The sequence below is a fragment of the Mesorhizobium sp. M0185 genome (assembly GCF_040322175.1).
Taxonomy (GTDB): Bacteria; Pseudomonadota; Alphaproteobacteria; order Rhizobiales; family Rhizobiaceae; genus Mesorhizobium.
Genome location: NZ_JAMYSY010000059.1, coordinates 1 through 15,961, shown reverse-complemented (window position 1 = coordinate 15,961; position 15,961 = coordinate 1). Strand labels below are relative to the sequence as shown.

The window sequence follows — 15,961 nt, the reverse complement described above, 5'->3', positions numbered from 1 at the left end:
AAAGCTGCGACACCTGCTGGTCACAGCGCGGCTTTCCGCGCATCGCCATGGCAGGGACACTCTTTTCGCCACGTAAGCAAAAGGCGCCCCGAAAGGCGCCTCTTAATCGCTTGGTTCCCCTCAAGGAAACTGGAGCGGGTGAAGCGATTCGAACGCTCGACCCCAACCTTGGCAAGGTTGTGCTCTACCCCTGAGCTACACCCGCTCGCGCGGCTTTTGGGCCGCAAGCCGCGCCTATATGGCTGAAGAGCGCGGCGATTGCAACAGGGAATTCGCAGGCTTTTTGCTTCGCCGGCAATGCGGAGAAGCGCTCCTCGGGACGTCGCAAGGCAATCACCCCCGCGTTGCGCGACGGGCTTGTCTTGGCCGCATCATTGGCCGTAAACGGCGTTAGCCGAACAAGCCGTTGAAAGCGGGCCATCAGAAGAAAGACCGATGCCGAAGACCGAAGCCGAACTTTTCGCCTTTCTTGCCGGACTCGGGATCGAGGTATCGACGCGGCGGCATCCGCCGCTGTTCACGGTCGCCGATTCGCAGGCGCTGCGCGGCGAGATTGCCGGCGGCCACACCAAGAACCTGTTCCTCAAGGACAAGAAGGACAATTTCTTCCTGGTCAGCGTCGACGAGGAGGCGGTGGTCGATCTCAAGCAGATCCACCATCTGATCGGCGCTGCGGGGCGCGTGTCTTTCGGCCGGCCGGAGATGCTGATGGAGCTTCTCGGCGTCGTCCCGGGCGCGGTCACGGTGTTCGGGCTGATCAACGACACCGAGCGAAGGGTCAAGGTCGTTTTGGACGAGGAGCTGATGAGCCATGCGGTGGTCAATGCCCACCCGCTGACCAACGAAGCGACGACTTCCATCGCTGCCGCGGACCTGGTCAAATTCGTCGAGGCAACCGGACATGATGCTGTTATCTTGAAAGTCTCGGCATGATCGCCACATGGGTGACTGAAACCGGGTTCTAAAGAAGGATGTTGCGCCCGTCCCTTGGCCGGCGGCGCGACCGAAAGGCGACGAGATGAGTGATAGCAACCCCTTTGGCGGCCCATTTGGCAGCAATGGCGGCCGGTATGCCACCACCGTGCAATATGGCGGCACCGATGCCGCGCGTGAGAAGGTCGCGCTTGCGGAGGCGCCGGCCGACGTCATCAAGGACACAACGACCGCTGGATTTGCCGCCGACGTGATCCAGGAATCGCGTCACCAGCCGGTGCTGGTCGATTTCTGGGCGCCGTGGTGCGGCCCTTGCAAGCAATTGACGCCGCTGCTGGAGAAGGCGGTGAAAGCCGCCGGTGGCAAGGTCAAGCTGGTCAAGATGAATATCGACGACCATCCATCGATCGCCGGCCAGCTTGGCATCCAGTCGATACCGGCGGTCATTGCCTTCAAGGACGGCCAGCCGGTCGACGGCTTCATGGGCGCCATTCCCGAGAGCCAGATCACGCAATTCATCCAGAAGGTCGGCGGCAAGAACGGCGGTGCGCCGCAAGTTGCCGAGGCGCTGGCCGCGGCCGCCGAAGCGCGCGACGCCGGGGACGTGCAGACGGCGGCCGACATTTACGATGCCATCCTGGAACAGGCGCCGGAGACGATCGAGGCGATCGCTGGCTTGGGCGATCTGCTGTTCGAGGCCGGCGATGCCGAAGGTGCCGAGGCGGTGCTGGCGCGGGCGCCGGAAGCAAAGAAGGATGCGCCCCAGCTCGCCGCGCTGCGGGCCAAGATGGCGCTCGCCGCGCAAGCAGCAGTGCTCGGCAATCCGGCGGAACTGGAACGGCGGCTGGCCGAAAATCCCGGGGATCACCAGGCACGGTTCGAGCTTGCCATGATCCAGAACGCCAAGGGTGATCGCATGGCGGCGGCCGACAATCTGCTGGCGATCATCAAGGCCGACCGCTCGTGGAACGACGACGGCGCCAGAACCCAGTTGCTGCAGCTCTTCGAGGCATGGGGCATAACCGACGAAGCAACGCTGTCGGCACGGCGCAAACTGTCGTCGCTGCTGTTTTCCTGAGCCGGCGCAGACTGTTTTGTCGCGCGGGCTTGCGGTGGGCCGCGGCTGCGCCAGATTAGGTTTTCGGACGGCGTTCGATTTCAGGTTTCCGGTGTTGCGCCTTGTGCCGGCCGGGAGGAGACGGATTTGGTGCGCTTCCTGACAAAGCGATCGGAGGATTGAGGTGCAGGCGGGAAACGCGCATTACCGGCTCGCTGCGGACTTACCGTCGACCATGCCGATCTTTCCGCTTGAGGGCGCATTGCTGCTGCCGGGAGGCCGCATGCCGCTCAACATCTTCGAGCCGCGCTATCTGCAGATGGTCGACGAGGCGATCGCCGGGCCGCGGCTGATCGGCATGATCCAGCCCAGCCTTGACGGTGCGCTGCGTCCCAACGGCGAGCCGGCGCTCTGCAATGTCGGCTGCGCCGGGCGCATCATTGCGCTGTCCGAGAGCGGCGACGGCCGTTACCTGATTTCGCTGCAGGGCGTGTGCCGGTTCCGTATTGTCCAGGAGCTCACGGTCAAAACACCGTTCCGGCAGTGCCGGTTGGCACCCTTTCTCGCCGATCTCGACGAGGAGCAGGCAGACGCCGAGATCGACCGGCCGGCGCTGCTCAAAGCGTTTCGCGCCTATCTGCAGGCTAACGATCTGGAGGCCGACTGGGAAAGCGTCAGCCGCGCCGAAAACGCCATGCTGGTCAACGCACTGTCGATGATGGCGCCCTACGGGCCGGCCGAGAAACAGGCGCTGCTCGAAGCGGCCGATCTGAAGACACGCGCCGAGACCCTGATCGCCATCACCGAAATGGCGCTGGCGCGCGACAATGAGGATTTCGGGTCGAGTTTGCAGTAGGTTCTTGCCTTCTCCCACAAGGGGAGAAGGGGAAGTCCGCGCTCGGAACCTTAACCGATTGCCTTGTGAAAAGGATGGATCGAATGGCGGATGGACGTGACGGGAACAGGACTGTCGACCCCAAGCTGCTGGAACTCTTGGCCTGCCCGCTGACCAAGGGGCCGCTTGCCTGGGATCCGGAGCGCGGCGAGCTTATCTCGCGGGTAGCAAAGCTTGCCTATCCGGTGCGGGACGGCATTCCGATCATGCTGCCATCGGAAGCGCGTGTCATCACCATAGATGATGCCATGCCACCGCCGCCGCGCCTGGGTGGAACGCCCTGAGTGCTGCGGTTCAGAGCCGCTCCGTCGCGATCTTTCGCGCCTCTATTGAAAATTGCGCCCTTTGGGCATGACCTTCTCTGCCTTTCCCAATAGTTCCGTTTGCGCGATGCTGCCAGGCTGAGCCTCGTCTGCACTGCTCGACAGTCTGTCCGCAGGCCTTGCCTGCTCAAGCAGCACCGACAGCCACGGCGTCAGATCCTCGACCTTCTCGGCGACGATATGGATGACGTCCGATTCCGACTGCAATTTCCCGGTGACGCGGATGAGGCGCGCGCCCATGACGATGGGGCGGAAGCGGTCGAAGGTCCTTTCCCAGAAAATGATATTGGCAACCGCATTCTCGTCTTCCAGCGTCAGGAAGATCGCCTTGCCATTGCCCGGCCGCTGCCGCACCAGCACGAGGCCGGCGACCGAGACACGCCGGCCGTCCCGAACCTGACCGAGGCGCGCATTGGGCGTGACGCCGGAACGATCCAGCCTTTGACGCAGGAAGGCGACCGGGTGCGCCTTCAGCGACAGGCCAAGCGAGCGGTAGTCGTGGACGACGTGCTCGCCGAGCGGCATTGTCGGGAGCGTGGTTTGGGGCTCGAGGTCGCGAAAGCGGATCGCCGGCTGGTCGAACAGCGGCAGCTTTTCGGCGGCACTCTTGCCGTCGAGCGCGCGGACCGCCCATAGAGCGTCGCGACGGTTCAATCCAAGCGACCGGAAAGCGTCGGCCTGCGCCAGTTTTTCGATCTCGTCGACGTTGAGGCCCGAGCGCAGCCAGACGTCGCGTACGGATGCATAGCCGGCGCCGCGCCTCGACACAAACGCTTCCATGCGCTCCTTCGACAGGCCCTTGACCTGGCGAAAGCCGAGCCGGACGGCATGGCTGGTCCGGATGACGCCGCGCATCTGGGCATGGCGGTCAAGGATACGATCCGGATCGAAAGGCGATTTCTCCAAGGCGCAATCCCAGCCGGAAAAATTGACGTCGACCTCGCGGATCTCGACGCCGTGGTCATGCGCGTCGCGGACAAGCTGGGCCGGCTGGTAAAACCCCATCGGCTGGGAATTCAGGATCGCGGCGCAGAACAGGTCGGGATAGAAGGTCTTGAACCAGCAGGAGGCATAGACCAGCAGGGCGAAGGAGGCGGCGTGGCTCTCGGGAAAGCCGTATTCGCCAAAACCCTCGATCTGCTTGAAGCAGCGCTCGGCGAAGTCTTTTTCGTAGCCCTTGGCGACCATGCCGTCGACCATTCTCTTGCGGTAATTGCCGATCGTGCCGGTGCGCTTGAATGTCGCCATGGCGCGGCGCAGTTCATCGGCCTCGCCCGGCCTGAAGCCGCCAGCAACGATGGCGATCTTCATCGCCTGCTCCTGGAACAGCGGCACGCCCAGCGTCCTGCCGAGTATTTTTTCCAGTTCCGGCTTGGGATATTCGGGTTTTTCCTTGCCTTGCCGGCGGCGCAGATAAGGGTGGACCATGTCGCCTTGGATCGGGCCGGGCCGCACGATCGCCACCTCGATGACGAGGTCGTAAAAGCTTTTCGGCCGCAGCCGCGGCAGCATCGACATTTGCGCGCGCGATTCGATCTGGAAGACGCCGATCGTGTCGGCACGGCAGATCATGTCGTAGACATGCCTGTCCTCGGCAGGCAGAGTGGCCAGCACATAGGGCAGGCCGTACGCGTCCCGCGCCTGCGGATAATGATCCTGGAGCAGGGTGAAGGCGCGCTGCAGGCAGGTCAGCATGCCGAGCGCCAGCACGTCCACTTTAAGGATTTTCACCGCGTCGAGATCGTCCTTGTCCCACTCGACCATCTTGCGCTCGTCCATCGCCGTCTTGACGATGGGCACGATCTCGTCGAGCCGGTCCCGGGTGATGACAAAACCGCCGACATGCTGCGACAAATGACGGGGAAAGCCCATGATCTCGTTGGCGCATTCGATCACATGCCTTGTCGATGGATCGGTCCGATCGAGGCCGCCGGCCTTTGTCTCCTTTTCGCCGAGCTCCGAGGTCGACCAGCCCCAGATCGAACTGGACAGCGCGCCCCGAACGTCGTCCGACAGGCCCATCGCCTTGGCCACTTCCCGCATCGCCGAGCGGCCCCGGTAGCTGACGACGGCGGCGGCCAGCGCGGTGCGCTTGGTGCTGTATTTGGAATAGATGTACTGGATGACCTCCTCGCGCTTTTCATGCTCGAAATCGACGTCGATGTCGGGCGGCTCGTTTCTTTCCTCGGAAATGAAGCGCTCGAAAAGCGTTTCGATCTTGTCCGGGCCGACTTCGGTGATGCCAATGCAGAAGCAGACGATCGAGTTGGCGGCAGAGCCGCGCCCCTGGCAGAGAATGTTCTGGCTGCGGGCGAATTTGACGATGTCGTGGACAGTCAGGAAATAGCGCGCGTAGTTCAGACGCTCGATCAGAGCGAGCTCCTCCTCGATGCGCTGCGTCACAAAAGCGGGCACGCCCGAGGGGTAGCGGATGGCGGCTCCCTCCTTGGCCAGCCTTTCCAGTTCGGCCTGCGGCCCAAGACCCGATTCCGTCGGCTCGTCGGGATAGTTGTATTGCAGGTCACTGAGCGAGAAGGTCAGCTCGCCGGCAAAACGCAGCGTTTCCGCCAGCGCTTGCGGATGCCTGCGGAAAAGCCGTGCCATCTCCAGCGGCGGCTTTAAGTGACGCTCGGCATTGGCCGCCAGCTCCAGCCCCACCTCGGCGACGGGCACATTGAGGCGGATCGCCGTCAGCACGTCCTGCAGCGGGCGCCGTTCCGACGTATGGTAGAGAACATCGTTGGTCGCCATCAACGGGATGCCGGCCAGATCCGCCATCGCCGCCGCCTGCTCGATACGGAAGCGGTCGTTGCCGCGGTAATCCGGCGAAACCGCAAGCCGCAGGTTTTCACCGAAACGATCCCTGAGCCGGCTAAGGAGTGCGAGGCTGGTTTCCGCGTCCGCCGACACATCTGGCAGTATGGCGAGCGACAGGAGATCGCCCCATTCGAGAAGATCGCTCTGTTTGAGGAGCGTCGCCCCTTTTTCGTTCTCGTCACGCAGATTGGCCTGCGTCAGCATGCGGCAGAGATGACCCCAACCCTTGCGATCCTGCGGGTAGGCGAGGATGTCCGGCGTGCCGTCGCAAAAAACCAGGCGGCAGCCGGGATGATAGGAAACACCCTCCACCTTGGCCTGCTGCCAGGCGCGCACCACGCCCGCCACCGTGTTGCGGTCGGCGAGACCGATCCCCGAAAACCCCAGGAATTTTGCCGCGACCACCAGCTCCTCCGGTTTCGAGGCACCGCGCAGAAACGAGAAGTTCGACTGGATGCCGAATTCGGCATAGGGGTTGGCCGTCAGCGCATTCATGCGAAGATCCCATGCATGAACCAGCGCGGCGAGGGCTGCGAGGCGCCGTAAAGCCCCTGGCGATAGAGCCAGTAACGGCGGCCGTCGGCATCCTCGATGCGGAAATAATCCCGGGTCGGGGCATCTTCTCGTCCCGCCGCCCCTCGCCACCATTCCGGCGCGATGCGCTCCGGCCCTTCGGCGCGCGCGACCCGATAGAGCGCGCGCCGCCAGCGGAAGTTCAAAGGCGGGCCTTCCGGCATTTCGGTGGCCGGCACCTCGATCGGCTCGGGCGAACGGAAAAGCCGGATCGGCCGTTCCGGCTGGAAGACGGTCGTGGGAGCGTCCTTCGCCTTGTCCGGCTGCTTCGGCGGCGAGCTTCTCTGCGGCGCCTCCGTGAAGGGAAGGGTGGCGACGGCGCGCTCCGGCAAATGGCTCTCGACGGCGACCGGCTTCAAGACCGCGCCTTCGCCGAGCCGGGCGCGAATGCGGTCGGCAAAAAGCGCGATATCGGCACCGTCGTCGCTCGTCTCGCCGGCAAGGTCGGCCTGCTGCATGTCGAAGGCGGCGGCGGTCAGCACCGAAAGGCGCACGAGATCGAAGCCATAGCCGGCGTCGATATCCTGTTCGAGCGCGGCAAGCCTTTCATGGAACAATTTCTGGATCAGCCGCGGCTCGCGCAGAGGCCGCGAGGTGCCGACGGCGATGCGGCTGACGCCGCCATCGACGCGGAAAAGCAGCAGCGCCAGCCGCCTTGCGCCCTCGCCGCGACGCTCGAGGTCGCTCTTCAAGGTGGTCGCCAGCATGCCGGTCAGCCGCTCGATGTCCTCGGTCAGCATGATCGGCTCGGCAAGGTGACGCTCGACCGAAAGCGGTGCCACCGGCAGGCGCGGCGACACGGCCTCCTCGAGGCGGCCAAGCGCCTGGTCGAGGCGCAAGAGCAGCGATGCGCCGAAGCGGCGGGCCAGCGGCGCGCGCGGTGCCGCCATGACGGCGCCCGCCGTGCGCAGGCCGACGCTTTCGAGGCTGGCGCGTACCTCCGGGTCGATGCGCAGCGCCGCCAGCGGCAAGGGCGCGAGAAGCGCTTCCTCCTCACCATCGGGCACGATGCGGTCGCCAGCAAACCGCGCCGCCGCCCAGGCAGCACCAGGCGTGGCGGCAAGCCCGGCGCGGACATCGAAGCCCTGATGGAAAAAACGCGACAGGATATCGTCCAGCATCGAGCGTTCGCCGCCGAAAAGATGGGTGCAGCCGGTGACGTCGAGATAGAGGCCGTCGGTCCCGTCAAGCGCCACCAGCGGGGTATAGCGGTCGCACCAGTCGGCGAGGCCTTCGAGCAGGCGCCGGTCGGCCTCCGGATCGGCCTCCACGATGTCGATCGAGGGATGCATGGCGCGTGCGTCGGCTATGCCCATGCCGCGCTTCAGATTAAGCGCCTCGGCCCGCTCGTCGAGGGCGGCGATGCGCTGGGCATTCCGGTCGCGGTGACTGATCACCAGCGGCAGGTGATCCGACGGCCGGGAACGCCAGGACCGCCCCAGACGCTGCCGCAGGATCCTCTCGGCGGCGAGATGCGGAAACCACAGGGATAGGATTCTTTGGCCGTTCTGGGGTCCATTCCTGAGACCTTCCTTGCTCGCCCCGTCTTTCTTCGAATATGCGTTCATCGGGGTTCCACTCCAGTGTGAATTTTCCGGGCAAGGCCGTGCGGCTCTTGCCGATGGCGACGGTGAAGGCGGGTCGGCCGATCGAGCCGGCGAGCGGCCCGGCAAGCGTCTTACGCGTTGCCGCCGGTGCCGCCGACAGGATGAGGCGGACGGGCGCTGCCGTCGGTTCGGGCTCGCCGGCCTGGCGCAGCAGGAACAGCGGCCGGCCCGCACTCTGCGCGCGGGCGTGCAGCCGCCGCGTCGCGGTGAGGTCAAGCCGCTGCGGGCTGCCGCGGATTTCGAGGATGACGGCGGCCAGCGCCGTCATCCGGGCAGCCTCCTCGGCGATCCACAGCGCATCGAGCAGCCTTGGCGCCTCGGAAAACAGCAATTGCTCCGGCTCGATGCCGAAGAAGGCGTGAAGCCCCCTGGCATAGGGAAAGCCGGCCTCGCGGAAAACCTCTGATGTGCCGATCCACAGCACCGGCAATCGCGGCCCCTGGCTTAGGATCAGGCTGACGAGCGACAAGGCAAAACCGGCAACGGCCCCGGCATCGCGGGTCGCGGCGCCATGAAACTCGCTCACCGCCGCCTTCGGCAGGCCGCCGCTCAGCGCAGCATCGAGGCGCTCGGCGCCGGTGCGCAAAAACGCATCGGGCGGCGCCACGGCAAGGCCGCGCCGGACAATGGTCAGATTCCGAGCGGGTGTCGGATGCCGAGAGGGTGTCAGACTCTGACGAGGGACATCCGCGTCAAACGACGAACTGGCCGGCGCCTCCAGGCGCTCGGGCAAGGTCCCTTCGATCTTCGCGATCTGGCGGCGCAGGACAAAAACAGTCTCCCGCGCCACGGCGCTTGTCGCCATGACGGTCAGCTTCCACTCACAATTGTTCCTGTTATGTTCTTATAGATTCCAGAGGGAGGATGAAGAGTCAAGCGGAGTCATGGGGAATTTATTCCTGCCCGATTTTAGCGGGCCGTTCACGAAACAGGAACTTCCCGTGAGTTATCGACCCGGCCGCTTCCGGGCCATCCCTAAAACCAGCCAGACGATCATGACGCCTATGATGGCGCCGACAAGCATCCGAAGCAGGCTGACCAACTCGGAATTCCTGCCGAGATAACTGGTCAAGACCACCAGCACCAAAAGAAGCAGTGCGCCAAACCCTCCACAAATTGCAGCGCTTCTGACGAATTGGTTGCTGAATGGCATTTGAACACTCGACTCTGACAGAACGATGGAGGTTCGGCTTCGGGTATGGCGACGTCCATCATCCCGCAAAGGCCATCCCTAGACCAGAGCGGATGACAGATTGCGCCCTTGAATCTGCGGCGTCATTTGCCGAGTCCGACCCGAAAGCCTATATGCCGGGATCAAAGGGATAACGCATGGCTCGCATCTACCAAACACGCATCTGGCACGACCAGCTTTCGCCAACGATGGAGGAAATCGAGCTCCTGGCGCTGGAGGCCTATGCCCATCTGCCGGAGGAGTTTCGCAAGCTGACCGGCGAGATCGTCATCCAGATCGCCGAATTCCCGACCGACGAGATCATGGACGACCTGTCGCTGGAAACGCCGTTCGACCTGCTCGGCCTGTTCGAGGGACGCGGCATCGCCGAGCGCTGGAATCCGCAGACCGGCGAGGGGCCGAACCGCGTCACGCTCTACCGCCGCGCCATCCTCGACTATTGGGCCGAGAACGAGGAAACGCTGGGCGACATCGTCACCCACGTGCTGATCCACGAGATCGGCCACCATTTCGGCCTGTCGGACGACGACATGGAGAAGATCGAGGAAGCAGCAGAGTGAGCGACCCCGCTCCTCGTCATCCTGGGGCGGAGCAAGGAGCGAAGCGACGCGGCGCAGACCCCAGGATCCATGCCGTGATAGTGATGCAGTGCGCCGGCGGCGCAGAACCGACCGCTCATCATCCCGTTCTGGGTAACGGGGCTATCCCGATCGGTGGTAGCTCACACTAATCCTGATCCGCCGTGCCCTTCGGCAGAGGTAACGGCATGGATCCTAGGGTACTCCGCGACGTCGCTTCGCGACTGCTACGCCCTAGGATGACGAAGGACGAGCGCTTCAGCGAACCTCCCTACCAGTCGCTGAGCTTGGTGTCGGGGACGTATTCCTGGCCCTCGATGTCCTTCACCACGGCCTGGCCGCAGCGCATGGTCTTGGCTTCCTGGTCATAGGCATAGGTCGGCGAGCCGAACAGGTGCCAGCCCTTGTTCAACGCCGCCGTCACCTTGTGGCAGAAGCTGGCATCGTCCGGGCCGGACAGAAAGCGGTAGAGTTTCATTCTTCAATCCCGTCGCAGTTACGTTAGTCATGCGCGAACAGCGGCGGCCTTCGCCAGCAGTTTTTCGGCCTGCGCCAGATGCAGTCGCTCGACCATCTTGCCGTTCAGCGCAACTACCGCCCTACCGGTATTTTCGGCGAGCGCGAAGGCATCCTTGACCGCGCGCGCCTCGGCTATTGCTTCGGGCGACGGTGCAAAGGCGCGGTTCGCGGCTTCGATCTGGGCCGGATGGATCAGCGACTTGCCGTCAAAACCCATGGCGGCCGCTTCCGTGCACTCGCGCGCAAACCCGTCCATATCGCGAAAATCATTGAAGACGCCATCGAGCAGGTCGAGGCCGCCGGCACGCGCGGCGAGCACCATTTGCATCAGCCATGGAACGAGATAGCGCCGATCGGGCGTGGCGAGAATTCCGGTGTCCTTGACCAGGTCGTTCGTTCCGGCAACGAAACAAGCCAGTCGAGAGGCCGGATCGCGGCCCAGCTCGGCAATCGGCCCGATATTGAGCAGCGCCTTGGGCGTCTCGATCATCGCCCACAGCTTGACTTCGTCGGCGATAAAATTGTCGTCGAGCACGTCGCCGGCCTCGAGAATGTCGCGCGGCGTGTCGACCTTGGGCAGCAGGATGGCGTCGGGCGTGCATTTTGCCGCGGCCAGCAGGTCGGCGCCGCCCCATTCGCTCGACAGCGCATTGATGCGCACCACCATCTCGCAGCGCCGGTTGGAACGGCCGGCGAAAATCGCCGCCAGTTTTTCGCGCGCGGAAGACTTGTCGGCCGGGGCGACGGCGTCCTCGAGATCGATGACGACGGTATCGCAGGCCAGCGATTGGATCTTGGCCAGCGCCTTGTCGTTCGAAGCCGGGACGTAAAGCACCGAGCGGCGCGGGCGGTAGCTTTCGCTGGTCATCTCCGATCTATGCCGTCTGCAGCCGGCCGAGGCAAGCCGTGCATAAAAACTGCACGCAATTTCGGAAAATCTCCTCGTCTCCGCCCCGCTTGCCACCCGACCGGATGCGACAAGGGCGGCATGCAAGAGCAAACGAACTCCCGTTGGTCCCTGCCGTACCGGCTTCGCCGCGAAAGCTGGTGGCTCGTCGATCCGCCCCGGACTTCGGTAAACCTCCTCCCTTTCGTCCGGAAATCCCCGCCCACCGGCCGCATCAAAGCCGCCGAGAAAGCCCGATCATGATAGTATTCCTCTCGGCGGCGCCGAGCTATTGCAACCGCTTCGGCGTTGCCGTCCTGCTCGCCGCGCTGGCCGATTTTTTCTTCTATGGCCAACCGGCGGGCATCACGCTTTTCCTGTTCGGCGTTGCGATTGCCGCAGCGAGCATGGCTGTCCATCCTCTCGGCGCCTTCAACGACGGCAGGTTCTGGTTCAAGCCGGTTGCGCTGTTTATGGCGCTGCTGCCGCTTGTGGAAAATGTCAGCGCACTGTCCGTCTCGATCGCGCTGGCGGCGACGGCCATCTTCGCGCTTTCACTGGTCGGACGGTTGCGGCGCGGCCTTGCCCGTATTGCCGGCCAACTCTCGCTGTTCCTGCTTGCAACGCCATTTCGGCTCGTCCTTGATTTCTTCCGCTGGCGCAGGGCGGCGCGGCGGCTTGGCCGGCGGCGCGTGCGCCTTGCGGCGATCGCCGTCTGGGTCATGCCGCTGGGCCTCGGCGCAGTGTTCCTCGCGCTGTTCGGCGCCGCCAATCCGGTCATCGAATATTGGTTCTCGCTGATCGACCTGATGGCACTGCTCGAACTCGTCCAGCTGCCACGTCTCGCCTTCTGGCTGTTCGTGCTTGCCTGCGTCTGGGCCTTTCTGCGGCCGCGCCTGCCGCGCTTTCTCCGCCGCCGCAGGGTGTCGCCAGCCAGCGCACCGGCGACGCCGGCCACCAGGACCACCATCGAGGACATCGTCTTCGGCAAGGCCGCTATCCTCCGCGCGCTCGTCGTCTTCAACATCCTGTTCGCGGTGCAGAGCGCACTCGACGCCACCTATCTGTGGGGCGGCATCGCGCTTCCCGACGGGCTGACCTATGCCGCCTACGCGCATCGCGGCGCCTATCCGCTGATCGTCACGGCGCTGCTGGCCGCCGGCTTCGTGCTGGCGGCGCTGCGGCCGGGAAGTGCGACCTCCGGCGATCCGCTCATCCGCCGGCTGGTTTATGCCTGGGTGGCGCAGAACATCCTCCTGGTGATCTCGTCGATCCTGCGGCTCGATCTCTATATCGGTATCTATGCGCTGACCTATTGGCGTGTCGCTGCGTTCGTCTGGATGGGGCTGGTGGCGGCGGGCCTTGTCCTGATCATGGCCCGCATCGCGCGCGAAAAGTCCAACGAATGGCTGCTTTCCGCCAATCTTCTGACGCTATCGGCGACGCTCTATGCCTGCTCGTTCATCAACTTTGCCGCGCTGATCGCCAACTACAATGTCGACCATTGCTTCGAAATGACCGGCCAAGGCACCCAGCTCGACGTCTGGTACCTGCGCTCGCTCGGGCCCGGCGCCTTGCCGGCGGTCGATCGCTTCGTCCAGCACCAGAGCAGGACGGTTTCCGCGGAGGATGCCTCCATCCGCGAACTCGCCGGCTGGTATGCACAGGACGAAGCACGCTTCCGCGCCGGCCAGGAAAACTGGCGGGGCTGGAGCTTTCGTGACTGGCGGCTCAACCGCGCCCTCGACAGGCGTGGCCCGTTCGTGGTTCCTCCGATGTCCGAACCCTTCATGCCGGGCCGCTGATTTGATGCCGCACCACATACTGGTCGCCGACGACGACCCGCACATTCGCGAAATCATCTGCTTCGCGCTGGAAAAGGCCGGCATGAAAACGCTGGCGGTGCCGGACGGCGCGGCTGCCTTGCAGGCGATAGAGCGCCATGCGCCCGATCTCGTCGTGCTCGACATCGGCATGCCGGAAATGGACGGGCTGGAAGTGTGCCGGCGGCTGCGCCACACATCCGACCTGCCGGTGCTGTTCCTGTCCGCGCGGGATGAAGAGATCGACCGCGTCCTCGGGCTGGAGATGGGCGGCGATGATTATGTCACCAAGCCGTTCAGCCCGCGCGAGCTGGTCGCCCGCGTCAACGTCATTCTGCGCCGCGCGCGGCCCACGCCGGAACCAGCCGACGACCGGCAATTCTCGCATGGCAGACTGTTGCTGGTTCCGGCAAGCCATACAGCCAGCTTCGACGGCAAGCCGCTGGCGCTGACGTCGATCGAATTCGCGATCCTGAAAGGCTTTTTGGCGCGGCCGGCGTATGTGCTTGGCCGCGACATGGTGATGGCCAACGCCTATGCGGCCAATATCCATGTCGCAGACCGCACCGTCGACAGCCATATCCGCAATATCCGCGCCAAGCTAGCGGCCGTCGGCTGCGTCGATGCGATCGAGACCGTGCACGGCGTCGGTTTTCGGCTGGGCGGATGCGGCGCGTGAGCGCCCAAGGACTGATTGGCAGCAAATGGCGGCCTCGCCTCGCCACGGTCGTCATCGCCATCCTGATCATGGTGATGGCGCTGCCGCTGGCCGGCCTGTTTTTCTTCCGGCTCTACGAGAACCAGCTGATCCGGCAGACCGAGGCCGAGCTGATCGCCCAAGGCGCCGCCCTTGGCGCGATCTATGCGCAAGAGGTTCGCGAGGCCGGCATTGCCCCGGAAAAGCTAGGCGCACCCGTGCCTTCACCCAACACCAGCGATCGGGCCTCTCCCTACCAGCCGATCGAACCGGGCCTCGATCTTGCGTCCGACGGGATCCTGCCGACCCGGCCCGCGGCCACCGCGGCCAGCGCCGATCCCGCCTTCGCTTCAATCGGCGCACGCCTGTCGGGCATTCTTGCCGAGACGCAGAAGACCACGCTCGCCGGCTTCCGGCTGCTCGATCCCAGAGGCGTGGTCATCGCCGGCCGTGAGGAGGCCGGCCTGTCGCTCGCGGCTGTCGAAGAGGTTCGCGCAGCGCTTGCCGGCCGCTACGCCAGCGCGCTCAGGCTGCGGGTTCCCGACCAGCCGTCGCCGCCGCTCTATTCGGTCAGCCGCGGCACCAAGGTTCGCGTCTTTGTCGCCATGCCGGTTGCGGTCTCCGGCAAGGTCGCCGGCGTCGTCTATCTGTCGCGGACGCCGAACAACATCGTCAAGCATCTCTATGGCGAGCGCGGCAAGGTGGCGCTGGCGGCAATCGCCATCCTCGGCGGCGCGCTGCTGATCGGGCTGGTCTTCCTGCGCGCCGTCAGCCGTCCGATCTATGCGCTGATGGAACGCACGAAACGCATCGCCGCCGGCGACCGCGCGGCGATCAGGCCGCTCGATCACCACGGCACGCGCGAAATGGGTGAACTCTCTGCTGCTTTCCTCGACATGGCCGAAAAGCTGCACGCACGCTCCGACGGCATCCAGACCTTTGCCACCCACGTCTCGCACGAGCTCAAATCGCCGCTGACGGCGATCCAGGGGGCCGCCGAACTGCTGCGCGATTCAGGCAGCGCGATGGACGAGGCCGAGCGGCGGCGGTTTTCGGACAATATCGTCACCGATGCCGGCCGGCTCAATCTTCTGGTGCGCCGCCTGCTCGACCTGGCGCGCGCCGAAAATCTCGAGCCCAGCGGCGAAAGCACGTCGCTCACTGCTGCGCTGGCGCTGCTGCCGGCCGACGACAGGCTGGCGGTGCGCGTCGAGGCGGGCACCGAGATCGGGCTGCGCATATCGGCCGAAAACGCGGCGATCGTGCTGGCCAATCTCATCGACAATTCGGCGCGGCACGGCACGACGCTGGTATCGGTCACAGCCGCAAAAGCAGACGGCAAGGCCACCATCGTGGTCGCTGACGACGGCGCCGGCATCTCGCCCAGCAACCGAGGCCGCATCTTCGAGCCGTTCTTCACCACGCGCCGCGATTCCGGCGGCACCGGCATGGGCCTCGGCATCGTGCTGGCCCTCCTGAAAGCGCATGATGGCACGATCCGGCTGGTTGACTCGGCGAGCGGCACGCGCTTCGAGATCATCCTGCCGGCGGCGTGACTCGGCGGTTCAGATCGGAAGGGCCAAAAGGTGCATTACGACATCGTCATCATCGGCGGAGCCATCGTCGGCTCCTCGGTCGCCTATTATCTGCGCGAGGAAGGGTTTTCGGGCTCGATCGCGCTTGTCGAGCGCGACCCGCAATTTTCCCGCGCCGCGACCACGCTGTCCTGCGCCTCCATCCGCCAGCAGTTCTCGATCCCGGAAAACATCCGGCTGTCGCAATTCACGCTGAAACTGTTCCGGCGGCTCAGGGAAGAGTTTGGCGCGGACGCCGATATCGGCTTTCGCGAAGGCGGCTACCTCATCCTTGCCGGCGAGAACGGGCTGCCGTTCCTGCGGGCCAACCACGAGGCGCAGATGGCCGAGGGCGCCGACATCGTGCTCGAGGATGCCGAGGCGCTCGTCCGCCGCTTTCCGTGGCTGTCGGTCGAGGGCATTTCCGCCGGCGCCTATGGCCGCAGCGGCGAAGGCTGGTTCGACGCGCATGCGATGCTGATGCTGT

General features: G+C 64.6%; 14 protein-coding genes and 1 tRNA gene. 9 read left to right on the top strand and 6 right to left on the bottom strand.

Features of this window, described 5'->3' with window-relative positions; genetic code table 11:
- Nucleotides 1-130 precede the first annotated feature (130 nt).
- Nucleotides 131-205, bottom strand: a tRNA-Gly gene (locus NKJ20_RS29750).
- Nucleotides 206-435: 230 nt separating this feature from the next.
- On the opposite strand from NKJ20_RS29750, the gene NKJ20_RS29745 reads away from it, so the two are divergent.
- The 4 genes from NKJ20_RS29745 to NKJ20_RS29730 all read left to right on the top strand — a co-directional run bounded on the left by NKJ20_RS29745 (nucleotide 436) and on the right by NKJ20_RS29730 (nucleotide 3,169).
- Complete coding sequence (locus tag NKJ20_RS29745) at nucleotides 436-933, top strand: prolyl-tRNA synthetase associated domain-containing protein (protein WP_352458336.1); 498 nt, start codon at nucleotides 436-438, stop codon at nucleotides 931-933.
- 85 nt (nucleotides 934-1,018) lie between these two features.
- A complete protein-coding gene (gene trxA / locus NKJ20_RS29740; RefSeq protein WP_352450239.1) occupies nucleotides 1,019-2,011 on the top strand; it encodes a thioredoxin in 993 nt (330 codons plus the stop codon).
- Between the two features lie 163 nt (nucleotides 2,012-2,174).
- Nucleotides 2,175-2,846: an LON peptidase substrate-binding domain-containing protein gene (locus NKJ20_RS29735; RefSeq protein ID WP_352748949.1), complete on the top strand. Its 672-nt coding sequence runs from the start codon at nucleotides 2,175-2,177 to the stop codon at nucleotides 2,844-2,846.
- Nucleotides 2,847-2,929: 83 nt separating this feature from the next.
- Entirely contained in the window at nucleotides 2,930-3,169 is a 240-nt protein-coding gene (locus NKJ20_RS29730; protein ID WP_023675986.1) for a Trm112 family protein, read from the top strand.
- Nucleotides 3,170-3,211: 42 nt separating this feature from the next.
- Here NKJ20_RS29730 and NKJ20_RS29725 read toward each other — a convergent pair whose 3' ends face one another.
- Genes NKJ20_RS29725 through NKJ20_RS29715 form a run of 3 tightly spaced genes read right to left on the bottom strand, consistent with a single transcriptional unit; the run spans nucleotide 3,212 to nucleotide 9,010 of the window.
- Entirely contained in the window at nucleotides 3,212-6,520 is a 3,309-nt protein-coding gene (locus tag NKJ20_RS29725) for an error-prone DNA polymerase (protein ID WP_352748947.1), read from the bottom strand.
- Complete coding sequence (locus NKJ20_RS29720; RefSeq protein ID WP_352748944.1) at nucleotides 6,517-7,995, bottom strand: DUF6504 family protein; 1,479 nt, start codon at nucleotides 7,993-7,995, stop codon at nucleotides 6,517-6,519. The genes NKJ20_RS29725 and NKJ20_RS29720 overlap by 4 nt, the downstream gene beginning before the upstream one ends.
- A complete protein-coding gene (locus tag NKJ20_RS29715) occupies nucleotides 7,928-9,010 on the bottom strand; it encodes an ImuA family protein (RefSeq protein ID WP_352748941.1) in 1,083 nt (360 codons plus the stop codon). Before NKJ20_RS29715 ends, NKJ20_RS29720 begins: the two co-directional genes overlap by 68 nt.
- Nucleotides 9,011-9,534: 524 nt before the next feature.
- Between NKJ20_RS29715 and NKJ20_RS29710 the strand changes: the two genes are divergently transcribed.
- Nucleotides 9,535-9,957 carry a metallopeptidase family protein gene (locus NKJ20_RS29710; RefSeq protein ID WP_352748938.1) on the top strand — a complete coding sequence of 141 codons (423 nt, stop codon included), beginning with the start codon at nucleotides 9,535-9,537 and terminating at the stop codon, nucleotides 9,955-9,957.
- Between the two features lie 289 nt (nucleotides 9,958-10,246).
- Here the strand turns inward: NKJ20_RS29710 and NKJ20_RS29705 are convergent, their stop codons facing one another.
- Together NKJ20_RS29705 and NKJ20_RS29700 are read right to left on the bottom strand one after the other, a co-directional pair.
- Nucleotides 10,247-10,453 (bottom strand): DUF1737 domain-containing protein, encoded by a 207-nt coding sequence (locus NKJ20_RS29705; RefSeq protein WP_352748935.1) that lies wholly within the window; start codon nucleotides 10,451-10,453, stop codon nucleotides 10,247-10,249.
- Nucleotides 10,454-10,480: 27 nt separating this feature from the next.
- Nucleotides 10,481-11,362 (bottom strand): HpcH/HpaI aldolase/citrate lyase family protein, encoded by an 882-nt coding sequence (locus tag NKJ20_RS29700; protein WP_352748933.1) that lies wholly within the window; start codon nucleotides 11,360-11,362, stop codon nucleotides 10,481-10,483.
- Between the two features lie 278 nt (nucleotides 11,363-11,640).
- On the opposite strand from NKJ20_RS29700, the gene NKJ20_RS29695 reads away from it, so the two are divergent.
- The 4 genes from NKJ20_RS29695 to NKJ20_RS29680 all read left to right on the top strand — a co-directional run.
- A complete protein-coding gene (locus tag NKJ20_RS29695; protein ID WP_352458328.1) occupies nucleotides 11,641-13,185 on the top strand; it encodes a DUF4153 domain-containing protein in 1,545 nt (514 codons plus the stop codon).
- Between the two features lie 4 nt (nucleotides 13,186-13,189).
- Complete coding sequence (locus tag NKJ20_RS29690; RefSeq protein ID WP_352450230.1) at nucleotides 13,190-13,882, top strand: response regulator transcription factor; 693 nt, start codon at nucleotides 13,190-13,192, stop codon at nucleotides 13,880-13,882.
- Entirely contained in the window at nucleotides 13,870-15,456 is a 1,587-nt protein-coding gene (locus NKJ20_RS29685) for an ATP-binding protein (RefSeq protein WP_352450229.1), read from the top strand. Before NKJ20_RS29690 ends, NKJ20_RS29685 begins: the two co-directional genes overlap by 13 nt.
- A 30-nt stretch (nucleotides 15,457-15,486) precedes the next feature.
- Nucleotides 15,487-15,961: NAD(P)/FAD-dependent oxidoreductase (locus tag NKJ20_RS29680; protein ID WP_352748930.1), on the top strand; the 475-nt coding region annotated here is incomplete at its 3' end.